The sequence below is a fragment of the Laspinema palackyanum D2c genome (assembly GCF_025370875.1).
Classification (GTDB): domain Bacteria; phylum Cyanobacteriota; class Cyanobacteriia; order Cyanobacteriales; family Laspinemataceae; genus Laspinema; species Laspinema palackyanum.
On record NZ_JAMXFD010000004.1, the window covers coordinates 214,998 to 241,970 of the forward strand.

The following is a 26,973-nucleotide window of genomic DNA, read 5'->3' on the forward strand; positions in this document are numbered from 1 at the left end:
AGGCGATCGCCCTCTTCCAGTTATTCCGGAGGCAATTCTAGGGGAATTTGACCTAACAATCCCTTGCGAAAATCATTGAGAATTTGCCGCGCCGCCCGTTCCACATCGCCTTCATATCGGGATTCGGCAAAATTATGGAGATAATCTTCCCCCGTCATGGGGAGAGGGTCAAGTTTATAGCGCGATCGCAACGCCTCCGGTGGCATCCATCCGGTCCCAATTGCCTCAATCTCTTTCACCATATCCACAAATGCCGATGCCACCCGTTGATTGTCATAAGCTGCCTCACCAATATCATCACAAATGGCTAACTTTAAAGCAGCATCTTGGTCCTCTAACTTACTGGGAATCACCCCAGGGGCATCCAACAGTTCCAGTTCATCGGAAATCCGCACCCAACGCAGTTGCTTAGTCACCCCCGCACGTCGGGCGCTTTCCACCACACGACGCCCAACTAAGCGATTAATCAACGCCGATTTGCCCACATTAGGAAACCCAATCACCACCGCACGAACAGCGCGAGGGCGCATCCCGCGATCGAGACGACGTTGATTCAGGGCAATCCCCGCCTCTTTTGCCGCCTTAGATATCGCCTTGATCCCCGTCCCATCTTGAGCATTGGTAAAATACGGCGTTTCTCCCTGACGTTGAAACCACAGATGCCAGCGATCGCGCAGGGGGGGCAAAATCGTATCCACCCGATTAATAATCAAAACTCGGCTTTTACTCCCCACCCACTGCGGCACCTGGGGATGATGGGTAGACAAAGGAATCCGCGCATCCCGGACCTCCAACACCACATCCACCAGCTTCAATTGTTCCGCCAGTTGTTTTTCCGCCTTAGAAATATGGCCGGGATACCATTGAATGTCAGGAGTTGTCATTGTTAAATACTTGATAAATGCAGGATGGGGAGATGGGACAGATGGGGAAGATGGGGAGGATGGGGGAGAGACCATCCTCCCCTGTTCGTAGTAACGACTTCAGTCGTTTCCGGCTTAACCAAGTCGAGGATTCAAACCATAAAGCTTAGGATGCTACATTTTAAGGAACCGGAAGAACGACTGAAGTCGTTACTACGAACAGAAGAGGGATAACGACTGAAGTCGTTACTACGAACAGAAGAGGGATAACGACTGAAGGCGTTACTACGAACAGAAGAGGGATAACGCCTGAAGGCGTTACTACGAACTAAGAGAAGATAACGACTGAAGTCGTTACTACAAACTAAGAGGGGAGAAACTTGCCCTACGGTACAATCAGCACGGGACAAGGGGCCAGATTAATCACCCGGTTGGTGACACTATCGGCGAGACCCTCTTCCGTCAACCCGATCCCGCGACAACCCATAATCACGAGATCCGCATTGATTTCGTCCGCTACATCGCAAATGATAAAGGCAGGTTTTCCTTCCCGTTCAATGGTTTCCGCTGTGATACCTAGCTTAGAAAACATTGACTGAGCATTTTTGAGTAATTCTGCGATCGCCTCCGGGGTCATCACCCGTTCTGGAGGTGGCGGTTCCTCTCCCTCCACCTCAACCTCATTCACAGACAGCAAAATTAAGCGCGAGTTGAAGGTTTTGACCATTTGGGCCACCGTATCCGCCGCTTCACGGGACTCGCGACTTTCATCGATCGGAAAAAGAACAGTTTTAAACATAGCAGCCGTGTTTAGGACGCACTCAACGATAAAATGTTTACGGCAAACCTTCCAGATAGAGAGAGACTCATCTATCGTGACCCCATTAATGAGGTCAGTTTTGGGGTACTGCCTCGGCGCAGGAGTTAAATCCCACGCGCTATAAGCCGATTTTCTAGAAAACAGACCAAAAAACGCAATTAGGAGGGATCTTCATGCCCAAGAAAACTGTAGCAAATTTGTCAGCCTCAGACCTATCCGGTAAACGGGTGTTAGTTCGTGCTGACTTTAATGTACCCCTCGACGATGCTGGTAACATCACCGATGATACCCGGATTCGGGCTGCATTGCCGACGATTCAAGATTTAACGGGTAAAGGGGCCAAAGTTATTCTGTCCAGCCACTTTGGACGTCCCAAGGGTCAGGTGAATGAAAAAATGCGCCTCACCCCAGTTGCCAAGCGCCTCTCGGAATTATTGGGTCAAGAAGTCATCAAATGCGATGACTGCATTGGCGATGAGGTGGCAAGCAAGGTCCAAGGCATGGAAAACGGCCAAGTTGCCTTACTGGAAAATGTCCGGTTCTATGCTGAGGAAGAGAAAAATGACCCAGAATTTGCCAAAAAGCTGGCTTCTGTGGCCGATTTGTATGTGAATGATGCCTTTGGAACGGCCCACCGTGCCCATGCTTCCACCGAAGGGGTGACCCATTACCTGAGTCCCTCGGTTGCTGGGTCTTTGATGGAGAAAGAACTGCAATACCTCAAAGGGGCGATCGAAGAACCTCAGCGTCCTCTGGCGGCGATTATTGGCGGTTCCAAGGTTTCTAGCAAAATTGGCGTCATCGAAACCTTGTTAGAGAAGTGTGACAAACTTCTCCTCGGTGGTGGGATGATTTTCACCTTCTTAAAAGCGCGCGGCATCAGCGTGGGGAATTCCTTGGTGGAAGATGACAAGCTAGAGTTAGCCAAGTCATTGGAAGCGAAGGCAAAAGAACGCGGCGTGGCGATGTTATTGCCAACCGATGTGGTGATTGCAGACAAATTTGGTGCCGATGCCAATACGCAAATTGTCAGCGTGGAAAATATCCCGGATGGTTGGATGGGATTGGATATTGGTCCTGATTCCGTAAAAACCTTCCAAGACGCTCTTGCCGATTGCAAGACGGTGATTTGGAATGGACCGATGGGTGTGTTTGAAATCGACAAATTCGCCAAAGGAACCGAGGCGATCGCCCATACTTTATCCGAACTGACCCCCAAAGGCACTACCACCATCATCGGTGGTGGCGACTCCGTGGCAGCCGTGGAAAAAGTCGGATTGGCCGATAAAATGAGCCACATTTCCACCGGCGGCGGTGCCAGCTTAGAATTACTCGAAGGCAAGGAACTCCCCGGAGTTGCCGCCTTAGATGAAGCCTAAGTATTGGGATATTTAGACCGGGTGGGATACCCAGTCCTAGGGTGTAACGCTGCCTGAACCGAGGATAACTCTTTCAGGAGTTGAGTAGGGGTAATTCATCCATTACCCCTACTTTAGCCCGGGAACGGTAAACTTGAATATTAGAGTTGAGATTCATTTTTTGCCGTTTCAAAGGTCTGAACTTTTTCATAAAGACTATCAACGGTTTCCTGGGTAAAAAGTTGGTCTTTGGTTTTTAAATAATCCCCTTCTCCCAGTTTAATAGCTGCTACAAACCGAGCATAATTCAAGGGTTCTAGGTGATTCGATAAGATATTTAAGGCTTGTTGAATAACTTTTTGTTCGGTTGGTCTTTTAATTTTCATCATCCATCTCCAAAATAAAATCAGCGGGATTCATGACGAGTAGGTTTAGGGTTTTACACCGATTAATTAATCGTTTATCACAGGTTATAAAATAATCGCTCTGGCTCGCTTCAGCGCAGGCAACGTGCAAGGCATCAATGGCTTTGAGTCCCATTTTTTCTAAGGTTTGGGCGCGTTGTCGAATCGACTCGTTGGCGATTTGCCGGAATGTGGCCCGACTCAGGTAAAAGTCAACGAATTTTGCCCGCTCAGAATTAGAGTTTCGGCTATTTTCATATTCTAAAACGTTGGAGTTCACTAATTCTACTTGCTGATCTTGAATCAGTTGTAAAATCAGCAGGACTGCTTGGGTTTCCAGGAATATCTTAACTTGAGACTGGTCATCAAAGGGGCGATTGTAAGCGATGGTATCAAGGTAAAGCCGCATTATATCATTTCCTTCGGCGATCGGGGGACTGCCTCTTGGGGATTACCCGTAAAATGTTCGACTCAGTAATGGGACTGAGTACCCTTATTATATAACCGAATTAAATCGTTGCTCATGGGGGGCGTGAAGGCATCTGATTTAAGATTGATTCACAATTGAATTTATTTTAAAGATTTATTGTGATTTCAAGGAACTTTTTTATAAGTAAGTAGACCTAATCAAAAATATAGAGAAGCTGCTCCCTGGAAAAATGACAGCCTGAATGTCTTGTCCAGTAATTGTTAATCTACTTTCTATTAAGCGACTTTATCGGTGCCGATCGCCCCAATCTGCAACTAAAATCATTCCCAATCGCGCTATAATAATCTTTTGTCATTATTCACCGGGTGACGACGACTCCAATGCAGGTTAGAGAAATAGGGTTTGGATTGATTCAGTTATCAAAACTTAGCAGTCACTTCTCACATACTGGGACGTTTGATGAGTAAAGTTTTATTACATCAACCTTGACCATCCCCCATTCTCAATCGTTTACTGGAGTCGGGTTAAGCTCAAAAATCCCCCAAGGGAATCTCAGTACAATCGGTCAGTGCAATCTGGCGCTGCACCGTTCTCAACAGTCAATAACCCCACTAACCCTATCTATTCAGTGAAGTCATGAAAATAGCTCGAAATATTACTGAACTCGTCGGTCGCACTCCTTTAGTCGATTTAAACCGCATTCCTCAAGCCGAAGGTTGTGTGGCTAGAATTGTGGTGAAATTAGAAGGAATGAACCCCGCCTCTTCCGTTAAGGATCGTATCGGCGTCAATATGATTAATGTCGCGGAAGAGGAGGGGAGAATTATTCCGGGAAAAACCATCTTAGTTGAACCGACCTCGGGAAATACCGGAATTGCTCTGGCAATGGCCGCTGCCGCCAAGGGCTATCAACTGATTCTAACGATGCCTGAAACCATGAGTCAAGAGCGCCGATTGATGTTAGGCGCTTATGGGGCTAAGGTGGAATTGACTCCGGGCAATATGGGGATGAAAGGGGCCATCTCTCGCGCTCAAGAAATTGTGGACAGTACCGCGAATGCCTATATGTTGCAACAGTTTAGCAACCCCGCCAACCCGCAGATTCATCGGGAGACGACAGCGGAAGAAATTTGGGAAGATACCGATGGTGCTGTAGACTTTGTGGTTGCTGGGGTCGGAACGGGTGGGACTTTAACCGGAGTGGCAGAAGTGCTCAAGGCGCGCAAACCCGGTTTTAAGGCGATCGCCGTTGAACCCACCACCAGTCAAGTCCTCACCGGCGGATCTGCCGGTCCCCACAAAATTCAAGGCATCGGGGCGGGATTCATTCCCGATGTGTTGAAGGTAGAACTCATTGATGAAGTAATTGTGGTCAGCGATGATGAATCAATGGCCTACAGTCGTCGTTTGGCCCGGGAAGAAGGTCTCCTCTCGGGTATTTCTGCGGGTGCTGCCTTATGCGCCGCGATCCGCCTCGCTCAACGGCCAGAAAATGAAGGTAAACTGATTGTGATGATTCAGCCCAGTTTTGGAGAACGTTACCTGAGCACTCCCCTCTTCCAAGACCCTGAACTTCAAGAGGCAGCAGCGATTAGTTAATATCCCTTGCTTGATTTTTCCCCTGAACTCGACACCGTGACCCAGAAACCCAATTTCTCGGTTACGGTGTCGAGTTTTGCTTGGGGAATGGGACCCCGGTCACCAGGGACCGGAGAACCCTCTGGAGGCGATCGCCCCCATCTCCTGTTTACCCGATTGTAAAGAATTGTAAAACCCCCTAGACTCTCCCCTTAAGCGGAGGGTTTATCCTGTGTTTAACAGGAAAAAATTAAGCCCTGGAGAAGTCGAAATGAACGCAAGTTTATTCACCAAAACCGTCCTAGGAACCGCCGCCGCAGGTGTGACCCTCTTAGTCGTCAGTGCCAATCCTTTGTTCGCACAAAGACCCCAAGGAACGGTCCCCCCCATGACTCTGGAACAGATGCAGCAACAGCACCAGGAAATGAGGGTGCAGATGGAGGAAATGAGGGGGCAAATGCAGGAAATGCAAGAAATGAAAGAACGTTGCAAAGCTAAAATGAATGGTGGCATGGGCGGCGGAGAAAATGCCCCCAACCATCAAAACCAAGAAAACCATCAAAACCCTACCGCGCAGTAATCCAAAGAAGCGATCGGCCTCCAGGGGAAAGGTGAATCCGTTGAGTTCATCCCCTGGGTCCGTCAGGGTATTAAAAGATGTTTTTGAGAAAGAGGTGAGCGATCGCCTCTTTCTGTTTTTCAGGAGAATTGATGAAATTTTTAGAGGGGTATGATATAATTTCCCAAAGGTTATCCATGAGGAAGCAAAATAATTTATTATGCAAATCAAAGGAATTAAAAAAGGTCGAAATATTGAAATATTTGAAGATTTAGATATTCCCGATGGTCAAGAAATTAGGTTGTCGATTGAGACAGGGGGAGAATTTTGGCAACGGCTTCAGGCCTTTCGCCGAGAACTGGATTCTGAGGGAATATGGATCGAGTCCGATGTTTTTGATGGGGTGCGGGATTAATATTATCAAAAATTTTTAGAGGGGGAAGTCGAGAACTCGTTTAAATATATCTCTTGCAAAAAAATGTAGATTAATCTGGCTAAAATCTCTTTCACTCCCATCGTATCGCCTGAGAACTTCATCAATATCCATTATTTCTATGCTTTCCCTGAAGGGGGTTAACTTCCTTTTAATTTTACCAAAAACTGTTTCTCATACAGCTTTTAATAAACGTAGGGAAAAATTTACCCAAATCAATTGGACCAATCTGCTGGATGCAGCTACGGTGGGGGGCTTTGCCTCGCTTTGAGTCGGTTTTTAGTGCCAGGGTCCGCGATGGAGAGAGTACCGGGCGATCGCTCCAGATACGGAGTGGGTTAATATTGAGGGGATACTGATGCAGTTTTTCCCCTAAAACTACTCCTAAAATTACAACATCTACAAACTGACCCTGTTACAATCTTCCTACCTTTTCCCCCTAATTCTCCATGACTGACACCGTTCTTGACGTTCGCAATCTGCAAGTCCAATTTTTCACCGAAGGAAGACCCGTTCAAGCTGTTGACCAGATTTCGTTTAAAGTCCCACGCGGCCAAACCATAGGCATTGTCGGGGAGTCGGGTTCTGGGAAATCCGTCACTTCCCTGGCGGTGATGGGATTAGTGCCGACTCCGGGACGGATTTCCGGGGGCGAAATTTGGTTTCGAGGGACTCAGGAAGAAGAACCCATCGATTTATTGACCCTGCCTCCCCAAGCGAAACAGCAGTATCGCGGGGGCAAAATTTCGATGATTTTTCAGGAACCGATGAGTTCTCTGAACCCGGTTTATAATATCGGATTTCAACTCACTGAAGCGATTTTACTGCATCATCAAGTATCAGAATCTGAGGCGAGAAGACGGGCAGTTGCTGCGTTACAAGAGGTGAAGTTGCTCCCGAGTGATGCCGAATTGCGCGAACAGGTGCAGCTACCCGAAACGGCAACGGACCGGGAAATCATGCAACAGGTGAATCAGCAAAAATTGGCAATTTTGAAGCGCTATCCCCATGAATTGTCTGGGGGTCAAATTCAGCGGGTGATGATTGCTATGGCGATTTCCTGTGACCCCACGTTGCTGATTGCGGATGAACCGACAACGGCCTTGGATGTGACAGTCCAGGCGAGAATTCTCGAATTAATGCGGGATTTGCGCGATCGCCGGGGAATGTCCATGATGTTTATTACCCATGACCTTGGGGTGATTGCGGAAATCGCCGATCAAGTGGCGGTGATGTATCAAGGGAAAATTGTCGAACAGGGTTCAGTTTTGCAAATATTTTCTAATCCCCAACATCCTTATACAAAAGGTTTATTAGCTTGTCGTCCCCGTCCCGATCGCCGGTTAATTTATCTGCCGACGGTTTCGGATTTTATGGAAGTGGTCACCAATGCCAGTGGCGATCGCGAAATTCGAGAAAAACACAGCGAAACTCACGATTCTCTGGATGGAGTAACAAACATCCAAGAAGTCAGTGAGGCGGACATCGAAAAACGGTTAACTGAGTTACAGCAAAAGTCTCCTCTGCTAGAAGTTCGTAACCTAGAAGTCGCTTTTCCGGTGCGCGGTATCTTTGGAGAAACCCAACGGTATGTGATGGCAGTGAATGGGGTTTCTTTTGAAGTGTATCCGGGAGAAACCTTGGGATTAGTGGGAGAATCCGGTTGTGGTAAAACCACCCTTGCTCGCACTTTATTAAGATTAATTGAACCCACTGCCGGGAAAGTCTTATTTGAAGGGCAAGATGTCGGCAAACTGGAAGGGAGAAAGTTGCGACAAGTGCGCCGAGAAATGCAAATTGTTTTTCAAAATCCCTTTAGTTCCCTTAATCCCCGGATGAGCATTGGGAACTTGGTGATGGAACCGTTAAAAATACATGGAGTCGGAGAAAGTTCACGCCAACGACGAGAGCGATCGGCCTATTTATTAGAACGAGTGGGATTAAATGCGGAATTGATGAATCGCTATCCTCATGAGTTTTCTGGAGGTCAACGCCAACGGATTTGTATCGCGAGAGCATTAGCGCTGAATCCTAAGTTTATTATTTGTGATGAATCGGTTTCGGCCTTAGATGTATCGGTCCAGGCGCAGGTGTTGAATTTGTTAAAAGAATTACAGGAGGAGTTTAAACTCACCTATATTTTTATTTCCCATGATTTGAGTGTGGTCAAGTTTATGAGCGATCGCATTCTAGTCATGAATAAAGGCAAGATAGAAGAAGTGGGTCCCGCCGAAAGCATCTACAGCAACCCTCAAAAAGACTACACGCGATCGCTCATCGCCTCCATCCCCACCGGCACCCTCGATCGCATCCAAGAACAACAAGCACAGCGGCAGGTGTCGGCGTAGTTCGTGGAGGATGGGGGTCTTCCCAGTTCGTAGTAACGACTTCAGTCGTTCTCTTTCTTAGTTCGTAGTAACGACTTCAGTCGTTCTCTTTCTTAGTTCGTAGTAACGACTTCAGTCGTTCTCCCCCTTGGGAAGGGATAAGGTGACTCGGACCTTTAATATTTAAGATGCGACCTTTAACGAACTGAAGAAACGACTGAAGTCGTTACTACGAACATAAAGAAACGACTAAAGTCGTTACTACAAACATTGGAAACGACTGAAGTCGTTACTACGAACAAAGGGAAACCTTCTTACTGACGGAGGGCGCTTTTCAGGGAAATCCAGGCGAAATGGGGCAATGCTAACATCCGTCGCCAACGCCAGGGTTCTTGATAGAGACGGTAGGCCCACTCCATCTGGAGGCGTTGCAACCAAACAGGTGCTCGTTCTTTTTGACCTGACCAAATATCGAAACTACCGCCAACTCCCACCCAAATTGCGTCGGGACATAAATGGCGATTTTCTCGAATCCAAAACTCTTGTCGGGGAACGCCTAATCCGACTAAAATCAAGCGGGGTTGCAGTTGTTGAAGGCGCGCTTTGAATGCAGGTTCATTCTCTGGAGACAGATATCCGTCCTGGGTCCCGGCGATCGCCAATCCGGGTAACTCCGTTTGCCATCGCTTCGCCGCTATTTCAGCAATTCCCGGTTTCCCCCCAAAGAAAAAGGTGGAACAGTCCTCCCCCAAATCCCCCGCTAACTGCACCAAGGACTCCGCCAGTTCAATCCCAGGACATCGCTGGATTTTTCGACCTCTGACGAGAAAGTAAAACACCACTCCGGCACCATCAGGAATCACCAAATCCGCCTGATGAATCACCTCAGCGAGGTCCAGATTTTCTAGCGCTTGCATCGCCATTTCCGCATTCAGCGTCACGACCTGAGTACCCTGGCGTTGCTGCAACCGTGACTGTAACCAGTCTCGATAATGAGTGGTAATATGAACCGGCAGTCCCAATACAGAAAATTTTTGCAACACCTGTAACATAACCCTTTTATTTTTAGACCCTTACTTCCAGCTTGCTAACGCCTCAGCTTATTCTTGACTAAATTTGATTTTAATTATATTTTAATTTGATTACCATTAACCTCAGTTTTATAAAAATTACGGATAATAAGGTGCGCGCTTATTTATAAAAATTGGTATTAAAGCGCCCGGATATTCTCTAGGGAGGGTAAAAGCCCCTTGCACCACTGAGGATAAACCCGCACTGCTCCCAATCTTACTGTTTATTCAACCCCCAACAACCTCATGACCCTAACCTCAACCGAACGTCAAACCCGATTAGACTATTACTATCACCAGATCCAGTCCCTCATTCTGGTTCGCCAAAATCCGATTACAGGGCTGTTACCGGCTTCTACCGCCATCAACGCCCACGGGGACTATACCGATGCCTGGGTGCGCGACAATGTTTATAGCATTCTCGCCGTTTGGGGGTTGGCCCTCGCTTATCGCAAAATGGATGATTCCCAAGGACGCACTTATGAGTTAGAACATAGTGTGGTGAAGTTGATGCGGGGATTGCTGTTTTGTATGATGCGACAAGCGGACAAGGTGGAACGCTTCAAAGAAACCCAATCTCTGTTGGATTGTTTACACGCTAAATTCGATACCCATACCGGAGATACAGTCGTCGGAGATAATGAATGGGGACATCTCCAACTTGATGCAACTTCAATCTTTTTGTTGATGTTAGCTCAAATGTCCGTTTCCGGGTTATCCATCATTTATACGGTGGATGAGGTTAATTTTATTCAAAACTTGGTTTATTATATTGGCCGAGCGTATCGCACTCCGGATTATGGCATCTGGGAACGGGGAAATAAAATTAATAAAGGCAATCCGGAGTTAAATGCTTCTTCGATTGGCATGGCACTGGCGGCATTGGAAGCGATTAATGGGGTGAATTTGTTTGGGGTCAAAGGGTCTCAAAATTCGGTGATTCATGTCCTGGCGGATGAAATTGCCCGGGCAAGGCAGACGTTGGAATCGATTCTGCCTCGGGAATCGAGTTCTAAGGAAGTGGATGCGGCGTTGTTGAGTATTATCACATTTCCGGCGTTTGCGATCGAGGATGGTCCGTTATGCGATCGCACTAAACAGAAGGTCATCAAAAAATTACAAGGGAAATACGGCTGCAAGCGGTTTTTGCGGGATGGACATCAAACGGTTTTGGAAGACCCCTGGCGCTTGCATTACGAACCCTGGGAACTGAAAAAGTTTGAGAATATCGAATGTGAGTGGCCGTTATTTTTCACTTACTTGTTTTTGGATGGGATTTTTAGAGGCGATCGCACCCAAACCGAAGAGTATAAAGAACGCCTCAACTCCTTGGTTGTCGAATCCTACGGATTGAAACTCCTCCCTGAGTTGTATTACGTTCCCGCAGACAAGGTAGAAGCCGAACGTGCCAATCCCCAGACTCAACCGCGTCTCCCCAATGAAAATCTCCCCTTAGTCTGGGCGCAAAGTCTATATTTCCTGGGTCTGATGCTGGATGAAGGGTTATTAGACCGAGGGGATATCGACCCATTAGGACGTCGCCGCACCCTCACAGGACGCCGCCAACCTGTGGTGCAAATCGCCTTGCTTGCGGAAGATGAAGACCTCCAAACCGAACTCGCCTATCATGGCATCGCCACCCAAACTCCGGCAGAAGTCGAACCGATCCAAGTGCGACAAGCACGAGACCTCTCCCAAGTCTATCGGCAAATTGGCCGAAATGATAAATTAGGGCTAACCGGACGACCCGTGCGCCGGTTGCGGAGTCTCACAAGTTCTAATATTTTTCGGATTCGCGGAGAAACGATTGTCTTCTTGCCGTCATTTTTAAACCAGCAGGAGTTTTATCTCACCTTAGATTATCACTTTTTAGTGTCAAATATCAAGGGTGAACTGGCCTATATCCATCGCCATTGGTGGCGCTATCCTCAAATTGGGGGTCATGGAGTAGGACGTCCTACGGTAACCTTGCTGCTAACTCATGCCATGTTAGAAACCGATGGGCGTGGTGAGGGATTTCTCCCAGCATTGCTGGAACTGATGAAAGAATTGCGCGATGGGCACTGTGCAGGAACCCCGGTGAAGTTGGGACGACTGAATCAATTGATGCTCACCGGCAGCATTGAACGGATTGATTTTCTCCATGAATTTCAGTTTAGTGAGAATCCCGTACAAAATGCGGCCCCCGCTTGTTATTTTTTGGCTTACGATGCGGAGAAAAATGGGCCGTTAAGTCATACTCAGGAGTTCATGCTAGAGAGTGAAACCGATCCGGGATTATTGTTGGATAGCTTGCGCTCTTCTTGTAATTTGTATGAGCAAATCGAATTGTTGCATACCCTGTATCGCTTGCGGGGATTAGAGTTTGAGACGGGACTGGCAGGACCCGGACGCCGAGTGACGGTGGCCGATTTGCTGAATGAAGTCTATTTTAAGGCAGGAACCGGGAAGGCGATCGGGGATTGTACCCTTGCCGGAAGTACCAAACGAAAGACTCCGAGAACCGAGGGGAATAGCACCGAGAATGCGGCACAAAAGCAGATTCATTGGTCCGTTGTCCGTCGCGCCGCAGGGTTGTTGAATAAAGTAGATATTGGGTTATCCGATGCGGTGACGGATATCCTGGTCCGACAAAAGCAGATTACCGTCGGGAAAGCTTACAGTGAGGCATCCCTGATTTCTCGTCCGATGTCTTATACAGAAATTGTGGACAAAATTCGGCTGTTTTGCGGAGAGGACATTCGCGATCGCGTCTTGACTCAGGAGATTTTACTCTATCTGGGGTTATTAATCAAAGCCGAACCCGACTTATTTGATGGATTGCTAACCCTGCGCGTGAGTTACTTAATCTTGCTGATTACCAGTGAACTCGCCAAAGAATTAAACCTCACCCAAGATGAAGCTTATGAACGGGTGATGGAATTAAGTCCCTTTGAAATTAATAATCGCTTGCGGGAAGTCTTGAAAGGATATGCAGGGATGAATAAACTTTTGAAAAAACAAGAATCTCTGCACGTTCAACAACAGGAACAAGAAATTGACTGGGTAGTGCTTCCTTCCCCCAATGAAACCGAGGAAATCTCAGGAAATTGGCACCGACGGCGACAGTTAGATGGCGCGGCAGGACGAGTCCCGAAAGAGTTTTATCCTCGGGTGTGGCAAGTCATGCAACATTGTAAAGGGTTAGTGATTGGGGATAAATTAGAGCGCCGCAACCGCTTAGATAGTGAGTTGATTTTAGCAGAAATGACCCCCGGAGAAAAGAATTTTGCTTTGCGGGTGGAACATTTGCTGAATAAAATTCAAGCACCGGAATACCGACAGGTAAATATTGAAACTTTGATGGAACTCGCGGAAATTTGCGATCGCAACCCCGATTTACAGATTCAGGAATACATCGTCCTGGATGTATTAATTGGTCATGCGGTGCGATTAGCCTGGATTGAAGGTCATCCGGAACGAAGCGATTGCTATGATGAAGATAAAGCCTTGGCATGGCCTTCATTTTACAATACTTCCCCTTATGTTTGCGCCAGTTTTGTGGTGAAAGCATTCCGCTACCTGACCAAATTTGGCAAGGCGATCGCAGTCGGGTAATTCAACCTTAGCACCCGTTGCAAAAACCGGCGGGGGATAAATCCCCCGCCTCATAGCTAAAGTCGGTTGAAAACCGACTAAAAACACAATTAATTCAACCATATCATCCGTTGCAACAACCGGCGGGGGATAAATCCCCCGCCTCATAGCTAAAGTCGGTTGAAAACCGACTAAAGACACCATTTCATAAGACTTTCAGTCGGTTTCAACCGACTTAATTCTGTGAGGCGGGGGTTTTAACCCCCGCCGGGTGTGGCAACTTTGAAATAGAGTGTTGAATTCATCTCTATTCTAACAGCCAGCCAAATATCTCTGCCACAGTTAGTCGCAAGTCACTGGCAAAGGCAGGAACAGGAATTTGCTGTTCAGGTTCATCAAAGACTTCGAGTGGTTGGTGAGGATAATATACCCAAATAGTCTGTTCCGTGGGGTCAATGAGCCAGCCCATTTGAGTCCCGTGTTTGAGAGCGTGTAGAATTTTTTTTGTTAATTTTGCAACTCTTTGTTCGGGAGAGAGTATTTCTATGATCCAATCGGGAGAGTCGTTAAACACATTGGCTACTCTACCATTTTCTCTCCTGGGAATTCGGTCCCACGTAAAGACAGCGATATCTGGCACAATGGTCCGTCCATCAAAGATACACCGCAATTCTGGGAAAGCTCGGGCTATTTTGGTGGGCTTAACAACGGCAGTAATCGCGATAATTAGTTCAGATTGAATTGTGCTATGTTCTCCTTGTGGCATTGGCTTTTGGATGATTTCGCCTTCAATATATTCACTCGCGGGTTTGGTTTCGGGGAGTTTGAGAAATTCTTCTAAGGTTAAAGATTTAGATGGGGTTTGGACCATGTTGGGGGACCTCCAAAATGAGGGGGGTTGAGTGCGCGATCGCCTCTCTCAATTTCCCCCTATTATAGCGCTCAATCCTAGAGCGCATTCCGTTTCCCAAAAAGAAACCGGGTTTCTAAGTCAGATTAAGGTTCTCTCCCTAATCGTTGTTCAGAAACCCGGTTTCTAATCTTCTGCTAAACTTGGACTAGACTTTCAAATTTTCCGTAATCCGCTGCATCGCTTCCTCCACATTTTTCCGGCTATTAAAGGCAGAAATGCGGAAGTATCCTTCCCCAGCAGCGCCAAAACCCGAACCGGGAGTTCCAACGACATTCACCACTTGCAGCAATTTATCAAAGAAATCCCAACTGGATAATCCATTTGGAGTTTTCACCCAGACGTAAGGTGCATTCACACCACCATAAACTGACAATCCGGCAGCGGTTAATTTCTCGCGGATAATTGTGGCATTTTCTAAATAGAAACTGACCAATTCTTTAACTTGTGCTTGTCCTTCCTCGGAGTAAACTGCTTCTGCACCGCGTTGGACAATGTAAGAAACGCCATTAAATTTGGTGGATTGGCGGCGATTCCAGAGTTTCCAAACTTCGACATCAGACCCATCGGAGGCTTTTGCCGTTAAGGTTTTTGGAACTACGGTTAAAGCGCAACGAGTGCCGGTAAATCCCGCATTTTTGGAGAAAGAACGAAACTCGATCGCACAATCTTTTGCGCCTTCTATTTCATAGATGGAGTGAGGCAAATTGGGGTCAGTAATGAAGGCTTCGTATGCCGCATCAAAGAATATAATGGAACCATTGGCTTTGGCATAGTCTACCCATTTTTTCAGGTAGTCTTTTGTGGCAGTTGCACCCGTGGGATTATTGGGGAAACAGAGGTAAATTAAATCAACTTTCTCGGTGGGAAGTTCGGCGGTAAAATTATTTTCCGCACTAATGGGGAGATAGACTAATCCCTCATACTCTCCTTTATCATTGGCGGGTCCGGTATGTCCTGCCATGACGTTTGTATCAACGTAGACGGGATAAACCGGGTCAGTCACGGCGATTTTGTTGTTGTTGCCGAAAATGTCGAGAATGTTGCCGGTATCGCACTTAGAACCATCGGAGATGAAGATTTCTGAGGCATCGATCGCGCATCCTCGGGATTGGAAGTCGTGGGTGGCAATTTTCTCGCGCAACCAGGCATACCCTTGTTCGGGTCCGTACCCTTTAAATTGGCTGCGATCGCCCATATCTTCCACCGCTTTTACCATCGCTTTGCGGCAAGCTTCCGGTAGGGGTTCCGTGACATCGCCAATGCCAAGTTTGATGATTTTGGCGTCCGGATTCGCCTCGGCAAAGGCATTCACCCGACGAGCAATTTCGGGAAACAGGTAACCCGCTTTAAGTTTGAGGTAGTTGTCGTTAATCGTTGCCATCGTCAATCGTTAAAAACATCGTATTACAGTTTACTGCCAATGGTGGCATCCGGGATAGAGGTTAGCGTTGCTATTCCGGTTATGAGCAATTTCAAGTCTGGGGATACCCCAGTCAACCCGATTCGTGACGAGGGGTTTCTCGAATTGATTTTTAGCTGCCGATGGGTTTGCGTCCGACGATATAAAATAGGGTGATGTCGTTCCAGATCCCTTTATCCGTGACTAATGTTTCTAAGTCCGCTAAATATTGTGCTTTAGCAGCCTCTAATTGTTCTGAATTCAAGAGTTGGACGAAGTTAAAAAAAGTGAGAGGATTTTTGATGATAATATCCCATAACTTTTGAGCAGACTCTAAGCTCAAATACTCTCCAAATTGTTCTTCGGTGACTTGAATTACTTCAAAACCAGATGTTTGTAAGAGGCGGTTACATTTTTCTACCGTTCCTATGGATTCGTTCCAATTCGGCAATTGGATTTCGTAACTTTTGGCGATTTTTGTTAAAATATGTCTAAACATATAAGCAGTTTCAGCAACTCCGGTAATCGCGATGATGCCACCGGGTTTGAGAAATCTTTGCCAACGGCGTAAATTAGTGGGAATGTTGGGAATGTAAGGAATACCGCAACAGCAAAAAATGCGGTCAAAGCTGTTATTTGGAAAGTCGATGGTTTCGATATCTCCTTGTTGGAGTTCGATATTGGTTAAAGCAGCAGCGGTGATTTTGGCCTGCGATCGCCTTAACATTCCCTCGGACAAATCGACTCCCACCACTGACCCGCTATTCCCTACAATTTGGGCTGCTTCAATAGCAACTAGACCCGTTCCCGTGGCGATGTCTAAGATATGCTGTCCCGGTTGAATGTCAGCGCATTGGATGAGATGATGGGCAACAATGGGATGAAAATCGCCTTCTTGGTCATAGTTAGTCCGGCGATTAAAGTAATCAGCAATTTGTTGTTTATAGTCATTATGAATCCGAGAATTATTCATGATTGTTATGGTTTTTTGTTTTGTTACAAGGGTTTTTAGGGGAGTAAAAAGATAAAATATTCTAGGAGAGATCCCCCCAACCCCCCTATAAGAAGGGGGGCTTTTGGGAGAATTAAATCAGATTTTTTTTAGGCAACGCCGTACTGTTCAAACCAAGTGAGAAGGCGACTCCAGGCATCTGCTGCTTCGTCTGGGCGGTAGGTGGGACGGTAGTCGGCATAGAATCCGTGGGGGGTGTCGGGATAGAGGATGATTTCGGAGTTGGTGTTGCCGGAGGCGAGGCGATCGCGCATTTGTTCGACAGTATCGTTAGGAATCAAGTCATCGTCACCGCCGTATAATCCGAGGATGGGAACGGTTAATTCCTCGGCGATATCGATGGGATGTTGGGGAGTTAGGGGGGTGGATTCACCGACTAATCGCCCATACCAGGCGACTCCTGCGGTGACTTGGGGGTTATGGGCGCTATACAACCAGACGATTCGTCCTCCCCAGCAAAATCCAGTGATGCCCAGCTTTTCGGGGTTGCCGTTACTGCTGTTTTGTGCCCAAGCAACGGTAGCATCGAGGTCCGACATCACTTGTTCATCGGGTACTTTAGATACGACTTCGGAGATTATTTGCTGGATGTCTTCCATTTGGGAGACATCTCCCTGTCGGGCAAACATTTCTGGGGCGATCGCCAGATAACCCTGTTTCGCAAATCTGCGGCAGACATCCTGGATATGTTCATGAACCCCGAAAATTTCCTGGATGACTAGCACAATCGGGAAGTTTTGTCCCCTGGCAGGCATGGCGCGATAGGCGGGGATTTCTCCATCAGCAACGGGGATAGTCACTTCACCAGCGGTTAATCCTTCGCTATCGGTGGTGATGACTTGTTGGGCGAAAATTGGATGGGCGGCAAGGGCAAATCCAGCGGCGATCGCACTCACTTTGATGAATTGTCGGCGGGTTAAAGGTTTCATTGGCAAGGGGTCCTATGGGTTAAAGGAATCATTCGGTCTAATTGTAATCTAAACAAACAACTTTTCTATGACCCCTGCCATGATTTCCCCTCCTCTAAGACCACAAAAACCCTAAAATTAGCATCCCGATCGCCACAATTCCTGCCACTAAAGTTGCCGTTTCATTGAGCTTTTTTTCCGGCTGTAACGGTTCTTCCGGAGAACTGGGGGCGTTTTGTCTCTCTCGAACCGGCGTCCAATCTTCCTCCTCTAAACTTTTGGATAATCCCCGCCAGACTCGCGATTGAATTAAGGCATCTTTGCTTTTAATTCCGGTAACGACAACTAGGGGACCTTCTCGTTGAGGTAACCCATACTGTTCAAGTTGGGTGGCGAGGGTTTCTTTGGTGCGATCGCAATTTTTGGCGAGTTTATCGGTAGAATGTTCTTCTCGTTCTCGGTCGGATTTTTGGGGATGACTGGCAAGAGTTGCGCTTGCGGATAATTCTTTTAACAGTTCCCAGTTGACGGTAAATCCGTCCGGTCCTCCCACGGGAATTGCTTGGTCAATTTCCGCATCTAATCCGTCTTGTTTTTCCTCTAAAAAAGTGCGTAAGGCGCGGACAGCAATGGCCCGTAACTGTTGTTCATTCGTAGCAGAATCTTCGGCAACCCAGGCGATGGAATTGCGAATGGCGCGATCGCGAAAATCGGTCCGTCCCCTCGCCTCTAACCCAGTAATCAGCAATAGCAACCGTCCGCTATATCGCCCCAAGACGAGAGAGGGAGATTCGGTTTGAATGCAGTCATTAACCCGATTTAAGGTGAGAATTGAAGGGGTTTCCCGTAGCCAACAGTAGCCTTCTTCCTGAGCAAATCCCCGACTTTTTACATAAATTTCCATACTCTTCTCCTATCCAATATTCAGCCAATTTTGACCCTGCAACACCGCATAAGCACCCGTATTTTTACAGCCTTTTGCAAATTCCCGGACTGCATCTTTGAGGTGATTATCCAATCCTAACCAATCTCGGATAAAATTAAACAAGCCTAAATTGCGTCGGTCCAAATGCAGTCTTAGCAAAAACCGTAACAAATAGCGCAAAGGCTGTTCGCTGTCTTGGGGATTGTATTGGGCATCGTGACTGGTTTTTCTGAAAATAAATAACGGTTTACCATCCATCATTTCAATGCGGGAAAAGACCACAGTTCCTACGGTTTGAACTGGGGTGATAATCACCACGACTTTTGAGAGTAATGATTCCGAACGCAATAAATCTAATACCCTGGCATATCCCGCTTGTACCTGCCGGACTAATTCCGCACTGCTTTTTTCATCTTGTAAGTATTTTTCGCAGCGGACTGGGGCAAAAATCACCAATCGGGGAGACTCTAATTCGCGATAGACTCGTTGAAATAAATTGGCAATTTGTTGGGGTTTATTGACCGCATCATGCCATTGGCCGTTTTTTTCCATTAAGGCAGGGGTATCAATGGCGATCGCCACTGCTGCCGATTCCCGCACAAATGTCTCCACTCGTTCCTTTTCTTCCCGCGAACTTTTGGCGGCTAGATATTCTCCGGGATAATCTTGAAAGTGTAGCGCTAATGAGGGAATTGCCCCTCTTCTACCCAACTCAAATATAAAAGATTTATGGTCTTCCGTACTTTGCATCCATCCTTTGGTTTCAAAACTGTCCGGTAGGGTTTTCAGTTCAGCTAATCGTTCTTGTAGCAAAGCTGCACTTTCTAAATCTGGGGTCAGTTGCAAATTGGTTTGTCCAATACTGCGTTCAAATTGCTCATACATGGCAGTCAAAAGGCTGGTTTTACCCACGCCACTGGGTCCCAGCATGGTGACTTTTAATTCCTGCATTATGTTCTTGGGTTTAGGGTTGACCTGATTGTTTTTGTAGTTACTTTTATGTCAGCAGCATCAAAGGCAGTTGTCCTTTAACCTCTCCTGACTGTCTAATAATCCGGCGATAAACTCGCTATAAGCGGCCTTCATCGGCAAGGCTTCATCAATTTTAATTCGCCGTCCGGTGGCAACGACTTCTTGCCCTATAATCGGATTATACCCGATTTTGGAGTAATTTTCCCAATATAACCCTGTCCCGTGACGCTGTTATCAGGGTAATTCATTAAAGTTTATCCCATAAGGAGTGGCATAAGCTTGTCGCCACCGAAAGCAATCTACCACCTGGGATAGATTGTGGAAATAGTCCAGTTGCCTAATTTGGCGGTCAAATTGATTCGGGTCCAAGGTTTTCCTCCGGGGTCCAAGGATGAATTTCAAAGGTTCCTGGATTCTGGGCTATTTTGACCTGAAATAACTGATGAAATCCTTCGGAGTAGTTCGGGGGGACTAATTTATTGCGAGTCATATAGAGTGCGTAATCCGGGATTCGGGCTTTTCCATCTCGTTGTCGATTGCGGGTGAGGCAATCGGCAATTTTGGAGTTAAAATAATAGCCGATAATCTTGGCCTGATAGTTTTGTGCAATTTCAATGATAGCGAGGCGATCGCCCAGGGTGGGATTGGTATTATCCACCACTAAAGAGGTTCCAGATTTGAGATGTTCGGCGATTAAAAAGGCTTGTCTGCGGGCGGGTCTTTTATTGTTTCGCATCAAATCTTTACTCACCAAAGCATGGGTTTCGGCGAAATGGGTTTGATAAAAGGTGCTTTTCCCCGCCCCTTGCAAGCCGATAAATATTACCAATTCTATCCCCGGATTTACGCCATTGGTAACCTTGTTATCTAAATGTAGAGGCGATTCGCGAATCGCCTCTACGTTTAGGGTTCGCCTTTTGATAATTTCCAAGTCATCTATCATAAAATGGAGATTAAATCAACCCAAATTCTGAAAATATTTGCCGCAATGAAGTGGTGGCCTAATAGCGGTTAGAAACCGGGTTTTTCACACAATCTTTGGTAAAGAGTCATAAATTGGGGTAAAAACCCGGTTTCTTGTCCCACTGAAGGAAGCCTAAATCTGCACTTTCACCCGGTTTCAACCGCGATTCCCCGGCAGAAATTGCATCAATTCCAATTGATTCCCCGCTTCTACGGTATCCACCGCAGCAAACCATTCTCGACGGAGGCGATCGCGACTGCCTAGACGGTCAAATTCATCTTGCCACACCTCGGACCGAACTTGTTCTAAAAAGATTTGCCACTCGGTTTTCACCCCTTCCACGCGCAATACGCGATCCACAAATTCCTCAACGATCGCAAACGCTGCCTGATTCGGTTCAACTAACAAATCTTCCAGGGCGGTTTCACAATTATAAACGGCTTCGGCATGAAGGGTTTTTAGGTTTCCTAAAACTTCAGATGCCGAAACCCCTTGATTCGATAATTTCAATCCCGTCTTATCTGGATTTAATCCATCCAACTGCTGACGAATCCGATGTTGAATCAGTCCCCGATAGGATAAATTAAATTCATCTAAAATTCTAAACCCTAGTTTGAGTTTCTGTAAATCTTCCGGTAATAGTTCCGCCATTACGCCTAAAAATTCACTTCCCCGAACTGGGGTGAGGTTTCCTAATCGTCCCTGTTCTATCAGAACATCCGCGACTCGGGACTTGACTCGCTCGATCGCCTGCTTCAATCCATCATCTAAGGTCAAAAAATGTTGGGATAAATGGGCGCGAATTTCGTTCAAATATTGATAGTAAGCATTGGGATATCCTCCCACGCGATCGCGTCGTGTTTCTATCTCTTCTAAAGTGGGAATTCCCGGGTCCTGGCGACAATTTGTAATGGCAATTTGGACTTGCTTTTTAAACTCCAAATCTTCTGCTTCTCGCTGGTGAAACAGACCCCGCAAAAATCCCTCTAACCCACTGGTTAAGTTATTCCAGAGGGCATCAAATAACCGCAGAAATAGGGGAAATTCGCTCTCTCGTTGGGCCGCTTGGCCCATGACTTGCCTTGCCTTGACCAGTTCGGCAGCGAGGCGATCTCGCAGGTGCAAGAGTCGGTCTTGACAAGCTGCCGCATACTGTCGGTCCAGTTCGGTAATTTTAGCCATCAAATACTCCAAAACTCCCTCTAAAATCTGCTCATTCACCGCCACAGAATCAGCGCAATTCACCGTTAGGGTTTTGACCACTTCCAGATGTTTTTCCGCCATTGTTTCGGCTAAATCTTGGCAATTTTTGCCATTATCTCCATTGCCAGAACCGGCACTGGTTTGGTTGAGAATCATCATCGACCAAAGGGCGATCGGCAGTTCGGTTAAGGCTGCCGCAGCAGTGTCGTACAACTTGACATCAACATCGGCCCAATAATCCCCCGAGGACTTAGGCATTCTCACAAATAGAACAAAATCCACCTCATGACCGAGGGTTTCAATCAGTCTCACTTCATCGCCAATGCCGGTATCCCCCAATCCGGGCATATCCACTAAGGCAATGGTTCCCACATCCCCATTGGGGAAGGTGCAGACAATTTTTACTTGACGCACAGCCAGATAGTTGAAAAAGACGCGCTGACCATCGGGGGTATCTTGTGCGACATATTCGCGAATTTCCCCTTGAGAAATTCGCCGTGGGGAGGGCTGCTGGAGGAGAGTCCGATACTGGTCCAGGTGGGTGTGATAGCGCCGGAGATGTTCGTGTTTTGCCCCGGTTTGTGCGCCGTAGAGGTCGCGAGGCAGGGGCGGAAGAGACTGTCTTGCAAAGTCATCCAGGGACTGGGGGGCGGGTCCTAGCTGGAGTTGGTCGTAATAGGGCGCGATCGCCTCGTCTAAAAACGATCGCTCACTATGAAAGAACACTTCCCCGTGAGTTTCCAGGGTGGGATTGTGGTAGATGGTACTGAGGACGCCGGTACAATGTTGGCGATCGCCGTCGGGAATTTCCGAGGCAGTCAGTCCCGTTAAACTTTGTAACAGGCGACTTTTCCCTTGTCTAGCGCGTCCGACAACGCCTATATTCAGGGTATCCCGGGAAAACCGCGCTTTCAGTTTCGCCGTTGCCTCTAATTCTCTGGCAATTTCCACCTGAATTTTCCAAAAATCCACGTCTTGGAGATGTCCAACGATCGCCAGATCCTCCACGGAATCCAAAAGGCGATCGCGGTGGTCCTGTAAGGTCCGAAGGGCCTGTGCGAGGGACCTCAAATTGTCCTCAACCCGACTAATTTTTTCGGCTAAAGGGCGACGTTTTTCGACAATCTGAGCAATTTGTGCGGTTCTGTGATTATTCATTATGGGCAATATAATTATTCGTTTCCGTCCCCTCTCTTGATGCTGTTAGCGAAGGATTCATCGCCCGTCAAGAACTGAAAAGACTGCTTGGGGGATTGCAAAAAATAAATCATCCAAACGTTCAACGTCCCCCCTTCAGGGGTTTCTTTAATAAGATGACTCGATGAAGGAGTCACTCCGAACAGTTTAGCGGTTTTATTTTTTGGAGTTCCCTTGGAGGGATACAAGAAAAAAATAAGACCCTTTCATCTTACGGGATGGGGGTCTTATTGAACCATTCTAAATCGTCTTAATTTCAGGGAAACAGGTAAAAACAATCAAAGTTTTGAAACTTATAACCCTTAAAAATTCAGCGATTTGATGTTAGTTAGCAGGGATACGTCTAGCCCGGGCGGTGGCAATTTCTTGGCGGAGAACTTCCATCGCTTTCGTGTATTGCGGGTCTTGAGCGGAACCAATTAAGGTGCGATCGCCCCGTAAGAGTTTTTGTTGGTCCTCGGTGAGTTCGATCGCCACATCCGGAGTAATCCCCTCCTGGTTAATATCCGTGCCATTGGGGGTGAGATACTTGGCGATCGTCACCGCCAGTCCAGATCCATCTCCCAATCCGCGTACCGACTGCACTAAGCCCTTCCCGAAGGTTTTAGATCCCACGAGAACCGCCCGTTCATTGTCTCGCAAGGCCCCCGAAAGAATTTCACTAGCACTGGCGGAACCCCCATCCACTAACACCACTAACGGTTTATTGGTGAGGGCGCGTCCGTTGGCAGACTGAAGGTCCATCTCTCCAACGCGGTTCACCGTGGAGACAATGCTGCCGGAATTAAGCCACATCCGAGCGATTTCAATGCTGGAATGGAGCAAACCCCCGGGGTTAGACCGCAGATCCAGAATATAGCCGGAGACATTCTGACCTTCCAAGTCCTGGATAGCATCGCGCATTTCTTCAGCAGCGATCGCGTTAAAATTCGTCAGACGGATGTAACCGACCCCACCCATCGGGCTTTCCTGATAGCTGTAGCGAACCGGATGGAGTTCGATGCGTTCGCGGCGAATCGTATAATCTTTCGTCTCTTTCGTCCCGCGTTCTTCGTCAAGCACCCGTTCAATAGTCAGGGTCACCTCCGTGCCAACGGGACCCCGAATCAGGGACACCGCCTCATTGATATCCATCCCCTCGGTACTTTGTCCATTAATTTGGAGGATGGCGTCTCTAGCTTGAATTCCCATCGAGAAAGCCGGTGTATCCTCGATCGGCGAAATCACGATCAGTTGCTTTGTTTCTTCATCCTGGGAGAGTTGAATCCCCACCCCTGTCAGTTCTCCAGAGGTATCAATCTGCATACTCTTGAACTCTTCTGGATTCATAAACCGGGTGTAAGGGTCCCCCAGTTGTTCCAGCATTTCTTGAATCGCGGTGTAAGCTTCCTCCTTATTGGTATAAGGTCGGTTCAGATACTCTTGACGAACCGTCTCCCAATCCACTTGGTTAAACGTGGCATCCACATAATTGCGGTTAATGATTTGCCAAACTTCGTCTACCAGTTCTTTGGGACTCTCTTGAAAAAATGCTTGACTTTGGGACAGATGAAGTCCCGCCCCCGTGACCGTAACAGCAGTTAAGGCTACTGCTGTTGCACCTACTATAAGTCCGCGTTTTGTAATCACCATAAATATTCAATCAGGAAGGAAAAACTACGATTAAGGAGGACCCCGGTTGACTCTTCTATCTTTCGACAAAGAAGGTAGTACGATGGAAGCAATCGACAGGGAAGGGATGGGGGTTAATGAAGGGAAAGCACCGGGTTGATAGTGAACGATAGATGACTAACCCGACGAGAAAGCGCCTGCCCTGATTTTATTTTCCCCACTAGGCCGGGAACAGCTCAAATAAGGAATAGAGGATTGTCAGGATTGTAGGGATAAGGTTTGTCCCTAGCCCTACGATAACACAGGCTTTGCTGAGGTAACAGACCGGCCTGATTCGGTTCAATTTTGCCTACAAACCGCTCTGAACTCTCCCCCCTGCCCCCTCCCCTTGCAGAGGAGGGGGGAATTTAAGTATTCAGTAGGGTGGGCAATGCCCACCTTAATATCGGTGGGCATTGCCCACCCTACAATACTAGGGATCAACCCATCGCCCATCGGCTTGAATCAACTTAATTAACTCATCAACCCCTTGAGATTCCGGGACCTTTTTAATTTCATCCCGACCTCGATAGAGGGAAATATATCCCGGTTGCTTACCCACATAACCATAATCGGCATCGGCCATTTCTCCGGGTCCATTAACAATGCAACCCATTACAGCAATATCCAGTCCCGTCAGGTGTTTAGTTGCTTCGCGGACCTGATGGAGGACCTCTTCTAAATTAAAGAGGGTGCGACCACAAGAGGGACAGGCCACATATTCCACCATCGTCTTTCGCAGACCCAGGGCTTGTAAGATACTGTAACAGACCGGAATTTCTTTTTCTGGCGCTTCCGTCAGGGACACGCGAATGGTGTCGCCAATCCCTTCGGCGAGTAAGGTGCCGATGCCAGCGGTGGATTTAATCCGACCATATTCTCCATCTCCAGCTTCGGTGACCCCGAGGTGCAGGGGATAGTCCATTCCCAACTGATCCATGCGCTGCACCATCAGGCGATAGGCGGCCAGCATCACCGGAACGCGGGATGCTTTCATAGAAATGACCAGGTTGCGGAAGTCTAACGATTCACAAATTCTGATAAATTCGAGGGCGGATTCTACCATCCCCTCGGGCGTATCCCCATAACTAAACAGCATCCGTTCAGCGAGGGACCCGTGATTGACCCCAATTCGCATGGATTTACCTTGGTCGCGTAGAGAAATGACCAAGGGTTCTAGGGTTTCCCGGATTTTTTCCCCAATTTCTGCAAATTCGGTCGGGGTGTATTCGGTGCGGTTAGGGTTGGGTTTTTCAAAGACGTAGAGTCCGGGATTGATTCTGACCTTATCGACGTGCTTGGCGACTTCTAGGGCAATTTTCATGCCGTTGTGATGGACATCGGCGACGAGGGGGACGAGTTGATAAGTTCGCGCCAGTCTTTGCTTAATTTCCGCCAAGGCTTTGGCATGGGCCATACTGGGGACGGTGACGCGGACAATTTCGCAGCCGATTTCATGGAGACGACGAATTCCGGCCACGGACCCCTCGATATCTAAGGTGTCTTCGTTAATCATGGACTGGACCACCACCGGATTACCGCCTCCGATGGTGATGTTACCCACGGGAACCGGGCGGGTTTTGCGACGGTGGATGGTGGTGTCCGTCAGGGCGGTATTGGGAGTCGGTTGGGGGGTGGTTGGGTTCGGGAGTGTTTGCATACTGGCGATCGCAATCCGATAGTTGCTGTGCAGGGTGGTTGATTGGGTTAAAACCCGGGCGATCGCATTCAGGCTTCTAGGTTTGGGGCTCATACCCCTTCTCGATCAGCCAATGGACGCACCGGGGTCTTCTAGTCTGGGTTATGTTTTTCAGGTTGCCATAAATTGGGTCAATTTGGCGGAAAATCCTGAGAGAAAACTTCCCTCGGTTCCCTCAATCTCTCGTCACCCACAGACTGATGCATTCTCCCCTCCCGTCACGCGCCCTCGTTTTACCCCACCTCCGAGAGATTTTTGGATGGGGTTGATGACAGGGGACGAGAAACCGATAAGATAGGAAGATATTTTCGCCGATGGCAAGTCCGATGGCTTGCGATCGCGCCACGCTAAGTTCTCAAAGGGTGCGATTCTTGCTGTAAAAAACCTTTGTTGTTCAACGGATTGCTTGCATGGAAATCAATCGATGTGTTGTTAGTGCCAGAGCTGTTTATCCTGAATGCAAGTGCTTCAAAATGCCAGGAGCGCTCGAACGAAGGCCCCTATTCAACCCATTGCAGGGGTCGTAACCCCCCGAGGCGATCGCAGCGGTGATTTGATTTTCTCTGTCCCCTATCAGATTTTCTCAACCCGCGAAAGGGTGCCACCCGTCTAAATCATCATCCTAAACCTCGCGATCGCACCCAAAAACTCCATAACCAAGGGGCTCTCTCGCCCCGGAAAACTATTCACTCAACCGCCGCCGCAGATCTAAA

At 47.6% G+C, this 26,973-nt stretch carries 23 protein-coding genes; 7 read left to right on the top strand and 16 right to left on the bottom strand.

Annotated elements, in window-relative coordinates:
• Positions 1 to 20 precede the first annotated feature (20 nt).
• Together ylqF and NG795_RS07615 are read right to left on the bottom strand one after the other, a co-directional pair.
• Positions 21 to 884 carry a ribosome biogenesis GTPase YlqF gene (gene ylqF, locus NG795_RS07610; RefSeq protein WP_367288053.1) on the bottom strand — a complete coding sequence of 288 codons (864 nt, stop codon included), beginning with the start codon at positions 882 to 884 and terminating at the stop codon, positions 21 to 23.
• A 364-nt stretch (positions 885 to 1,248) separates the two neighbouring features.
• Positions 1,249 to 1,662, bottom strand: a complete 414-nt coding sequence (locus NG795_RS07615; RefSeq protein ID WP_367288054.1) for a universal stress protein — start codon at positions 1,660 to 1,662, stop codon at positions 1,249 to 1,251.
• 194 nt (positions 1,663 to 1,856) lie between these two features.
• Between NG795_RS07615 and NG795_RS07620 the strand changes: the two genes are divergently transcribed.
• Positions 1,857 to 3,062 carry a phosphoglycerate kinase gene (locus NG795_RS07620; RefSeq protein ID WP_261207748.1) on the top strand — a complete coding sequence of 402 codons (1,206 nt, stop codon included), beginning with the start codon at positions 1,857 to 1,859 and terminating at the stop codon, positions 3,060 to 3,062.
• 140 nt (positions 3,063 to 3,202) lie between these two features.
• On the opposite strand, the gene NG795_RS07625 is transcribed toward NG795_RS07620, so the two are convergent.
• Positions 3,203 to 3,430, bottom strand: a complete 228-nt coding sequence (locus tag NG795_RS07625) for a hypothetical protein (protein ID WP_367288055.1) — start codon at positions 3,428 to 3,430, stop codon at positions 3,203 to 3,205.
• Positions 3,417 to 3,854 (bottom strand): type II toxin-antitoxin system VapC family toxin, encoded by a 438-nt coding sequence (locus tag NG795_RS07630; RefSeq protein ID WP_367288056.1) that lies wholly within the window; start codon positions 3,852 to 3,854, stop codon positions 3,417 to 3,419. Before NG795_RS07630 ends, NG795_RS07625 begins: the two co-directional genes overlap by 14 nt.
• 657 nt (positions 3,855 to 4,511) lie before the next feature.
• Here NG795_RS07630 and cysK point away from each other — a divergent pair.
• From cysK to NG795_RS07655, 5 genes are all read left to right on the top strand, one after another.
• Positions 4,512 to 5,474: a cysteine synthase A gene (cysK, locus tag NG795_RS07635; protein ID WP_367288057.1), complete on the top strand. Its 963-nt coding sequence runs from the start codon at positions 4,512 to 4,514 to the stop codon at positions 5,472 to 5,474.
• A 6-nt stretch (positions 5,475 to 5,480) separates the two neighbouring features.
• Positions 5,481 to 5,636: a hypothetical protein gene (locus NG795_RS07640; protein ID WP_367288058.1), complete on the top strand. Its 156-nt coding sequence runs from the start codon at positions 5,481 to 5,483 to the stop codon at positions 5,634 to 5,636.
• A gap of 88 nt (positions 5,637 to 5,724) precedes the next feature.
• Positions 5,725 to 6,033 (top strand): hypothetical protein, encoded by a 309-nt coding sequence (locus NG795_RS07645; protein WP_367288059.1) that lies wholly within the window; start codon positions 5,725 to 5,727, stop codon positions 6,031 to 6,033.
• A gap of 199 nt (positions 6,034 to 6,232) precedes the next feature.
• Positions 6,233 to 6,427, top strand: a complete 195-nt coding sequence (locus tag NG795_RS07650; RefSeq protein WP_367288060.1) for a hypothetical protein — start codon at positions 6,233 to 6,235, stop codon at positions 6,425 to 6,427.
• Positions 6,428 to 6,894: 467 nt separating this feature from the next.
• Positions 6,895 to 8,793: an ABC transporter ATP-binding protein gene (locus NG795_RS07655; protein WP_367288061.1), complete on the top strand. Its 1,899-nt coding sequence runs from the start codon at positions 6,895 to 6,897 to the stop codon at positions 8,791 to 8,793.
• A gap of 293 nt (positions 8,794 to 9,086) precedes the next feature.
• Here the strand turns inward: NG795_RS07655 and NG795_RS07660 are convergent, their stop codons facing one another.
• Positions 9,087 to 9,824 carry a WecB/TagA/CpsF family glycosyltransferase gene (locus NG795_RS07660; protein ID WP_367288062.1) on the bottom strand — a complete coding sequence of 246 codons (738 nt, stop codon included), beginning with the start codon at positions 9,822 to 9,824 and terminating at the stop codon, positions 9,087 to 9,089.
• 264 nt (positions 9,825 to 10,088) lie between these two features.
• Between NG795_RS07660 and NG795_RS07665 the strand changes: the two genes are divergently transcribed.
• Positions 10,089 to 13,439, top strand: a complete 3,351-nt coding sequence (locus NG795_RS07665; protein ID WP_367288063.1) for a glycoside hydrolase family 15 protein — start codon at positions 10,089 to 10,091, stop codon at positions 13,437 to 13,439.
• A gap of 286 nt (positions 13,440 to 13,725) precedes the next feature.
• Here NG795_RS07665 and NG795_RS07670 read toward each other — a convergent pair whose 3' ends face one another.
• From NG795_RS07670 to ispG, 11 genes are all read right to left on the bottom strand, one after another.
• A complete protein-coding gene (locus NG795_RS07670) occupies positions 13,726 to 14,289 on the bottom strand; it encodes a Uma2 family endonuclease (RefSeq protein ID WP_367288064.1) in 564 nt (187 codons plus the stop codon).
• Positions 14,290 to 14,476: 187 nt separating this feature from the next.
• On the bottom strand, positions 14,477 to 15,712 hold the full coding sequence (locus tag NG795_RS07675) for an LL-diaminopimelate aminotransferase (protein WP_367288065.1): 1,236 nt from the start codon (positions 15,710 to 15,712) through the stop codon (positions 14,477 to 14,479).
• Between the two features lie 151 nt (positions 15,713 to 15,863).
• A complete protein-coding gene (locus tag NG795_RS07680; RefSeq protein WP_367288066.1) occupies positions 15,864 to 16,703 on the bottom strand; it encodes a class I SAM-dependent methyltransferase in 840 nt (279 codons plus the stop codon).
• A gap of 128 nt (positions 16,704 to 16,831) precedes the next feature.
• Complete coding sequence (locus NG795_RS07685) at positions 16,832 to 17,671, bottom strand: dienelactone hydrolase family protein (RefSeq protein WP_367288067.1); 840 nt, start codon at positions 17,669 to 17,671, stop codon at positions 16,832 to 16,834.
• Between the two features lie 94 nt (positions 17,672 to 17,765).
• Complete coding sequence (locus NG795_RS07690; RefSeq protein ID WP_367288068.1) at positions 17,766 to 18,554, bottom strand: hypothetical protein; 789 nt, start codon at positions 18,552 to 18,554, stop codon at positions 17,766 to 17,768.
• Positions 18,555 to 18,563: 9 nt separating this feature from the next.
• A complete protein-coding gene (locus tag NG795_RS07695; RefSeq protein WP_367288069.1) occupies positions 18,564 to 19,526 on the bottom strand; it encodes a TRAFAC clade GTPase domain-containing protein in 963 nt (320 codons plus the stop codon).
• A gap of 255 nt (positions 19,527 to 19,781) precedes the next feature.
• On the bottom strand, positions 19,782 to 19,916 hold the full coding sequence (locus NG795_RS07700) for a hypothetical protein (protein WP_367288070.1): 135 nt from the start codon (positions 19,914 to 19,916) through the stop codon (positions 19,782 to 19,784).
• The gene (locus tag NG795_RS07705; protein ID WP_367288071.1) at positions 19,897 to 20,490 is read right to left on the bottom strand and encodes an AAA family ATPase; all 594 of its coding nucleotides are present in this window, start codon (positions 20,488 to 20,490) and stop codon (positions 19,897 to 19,899) included. Before NG795_RS07705 ends, NG795_RS07700 begins: the two co-directional genes overlap by 20 nt.
• A gap of 177 nt (positions 20,491 to 20,667) precedes the next feature.
• A complete protein-coding gene (locus NG795_RS07710; protein ID WP_367288072.1) occupies positions 20,668 to 22,872 on the bottom strand; it encodes a hypothetical protein in 2,205 nt (734 codons plus the stop codon).
• A gap of 363 nt (positions 22,873 to 23,235) precedes the next feature.
• The gene (ctpC, locus tag NG795_RS07715; protein ID WP_367288073.1) at positions 23,236 to 24,543 is read right to left on the bottom strand and encodes a carboxyl-terminal processing protease CtpC; all 1,308 of its coding nucleotides are present in this window, start codon (positions 24,541 to 24,543) and stop codon (positions 23,236 to 23,238) included.
• A gap of 451 nt (positions 24,544 to 24,994) precedes the next feature.
• Positions 24,995 to 26,221: a (E)-4-hydroxy-3-methylbut-2-enyl-diphosphate synthase gene (ispG, locus tag NG795_RS07720; protein WP_367288173.1), complete on the bottom strand. Its 1,227-nt coding sequence runs from the start codon at positions 26,219 to 26,221 to the stop codon at positions 24,995 to 24,997.
• Between the last annotated feature and the right edge of the window lie 752 nt (positions 26,222 to 26,973).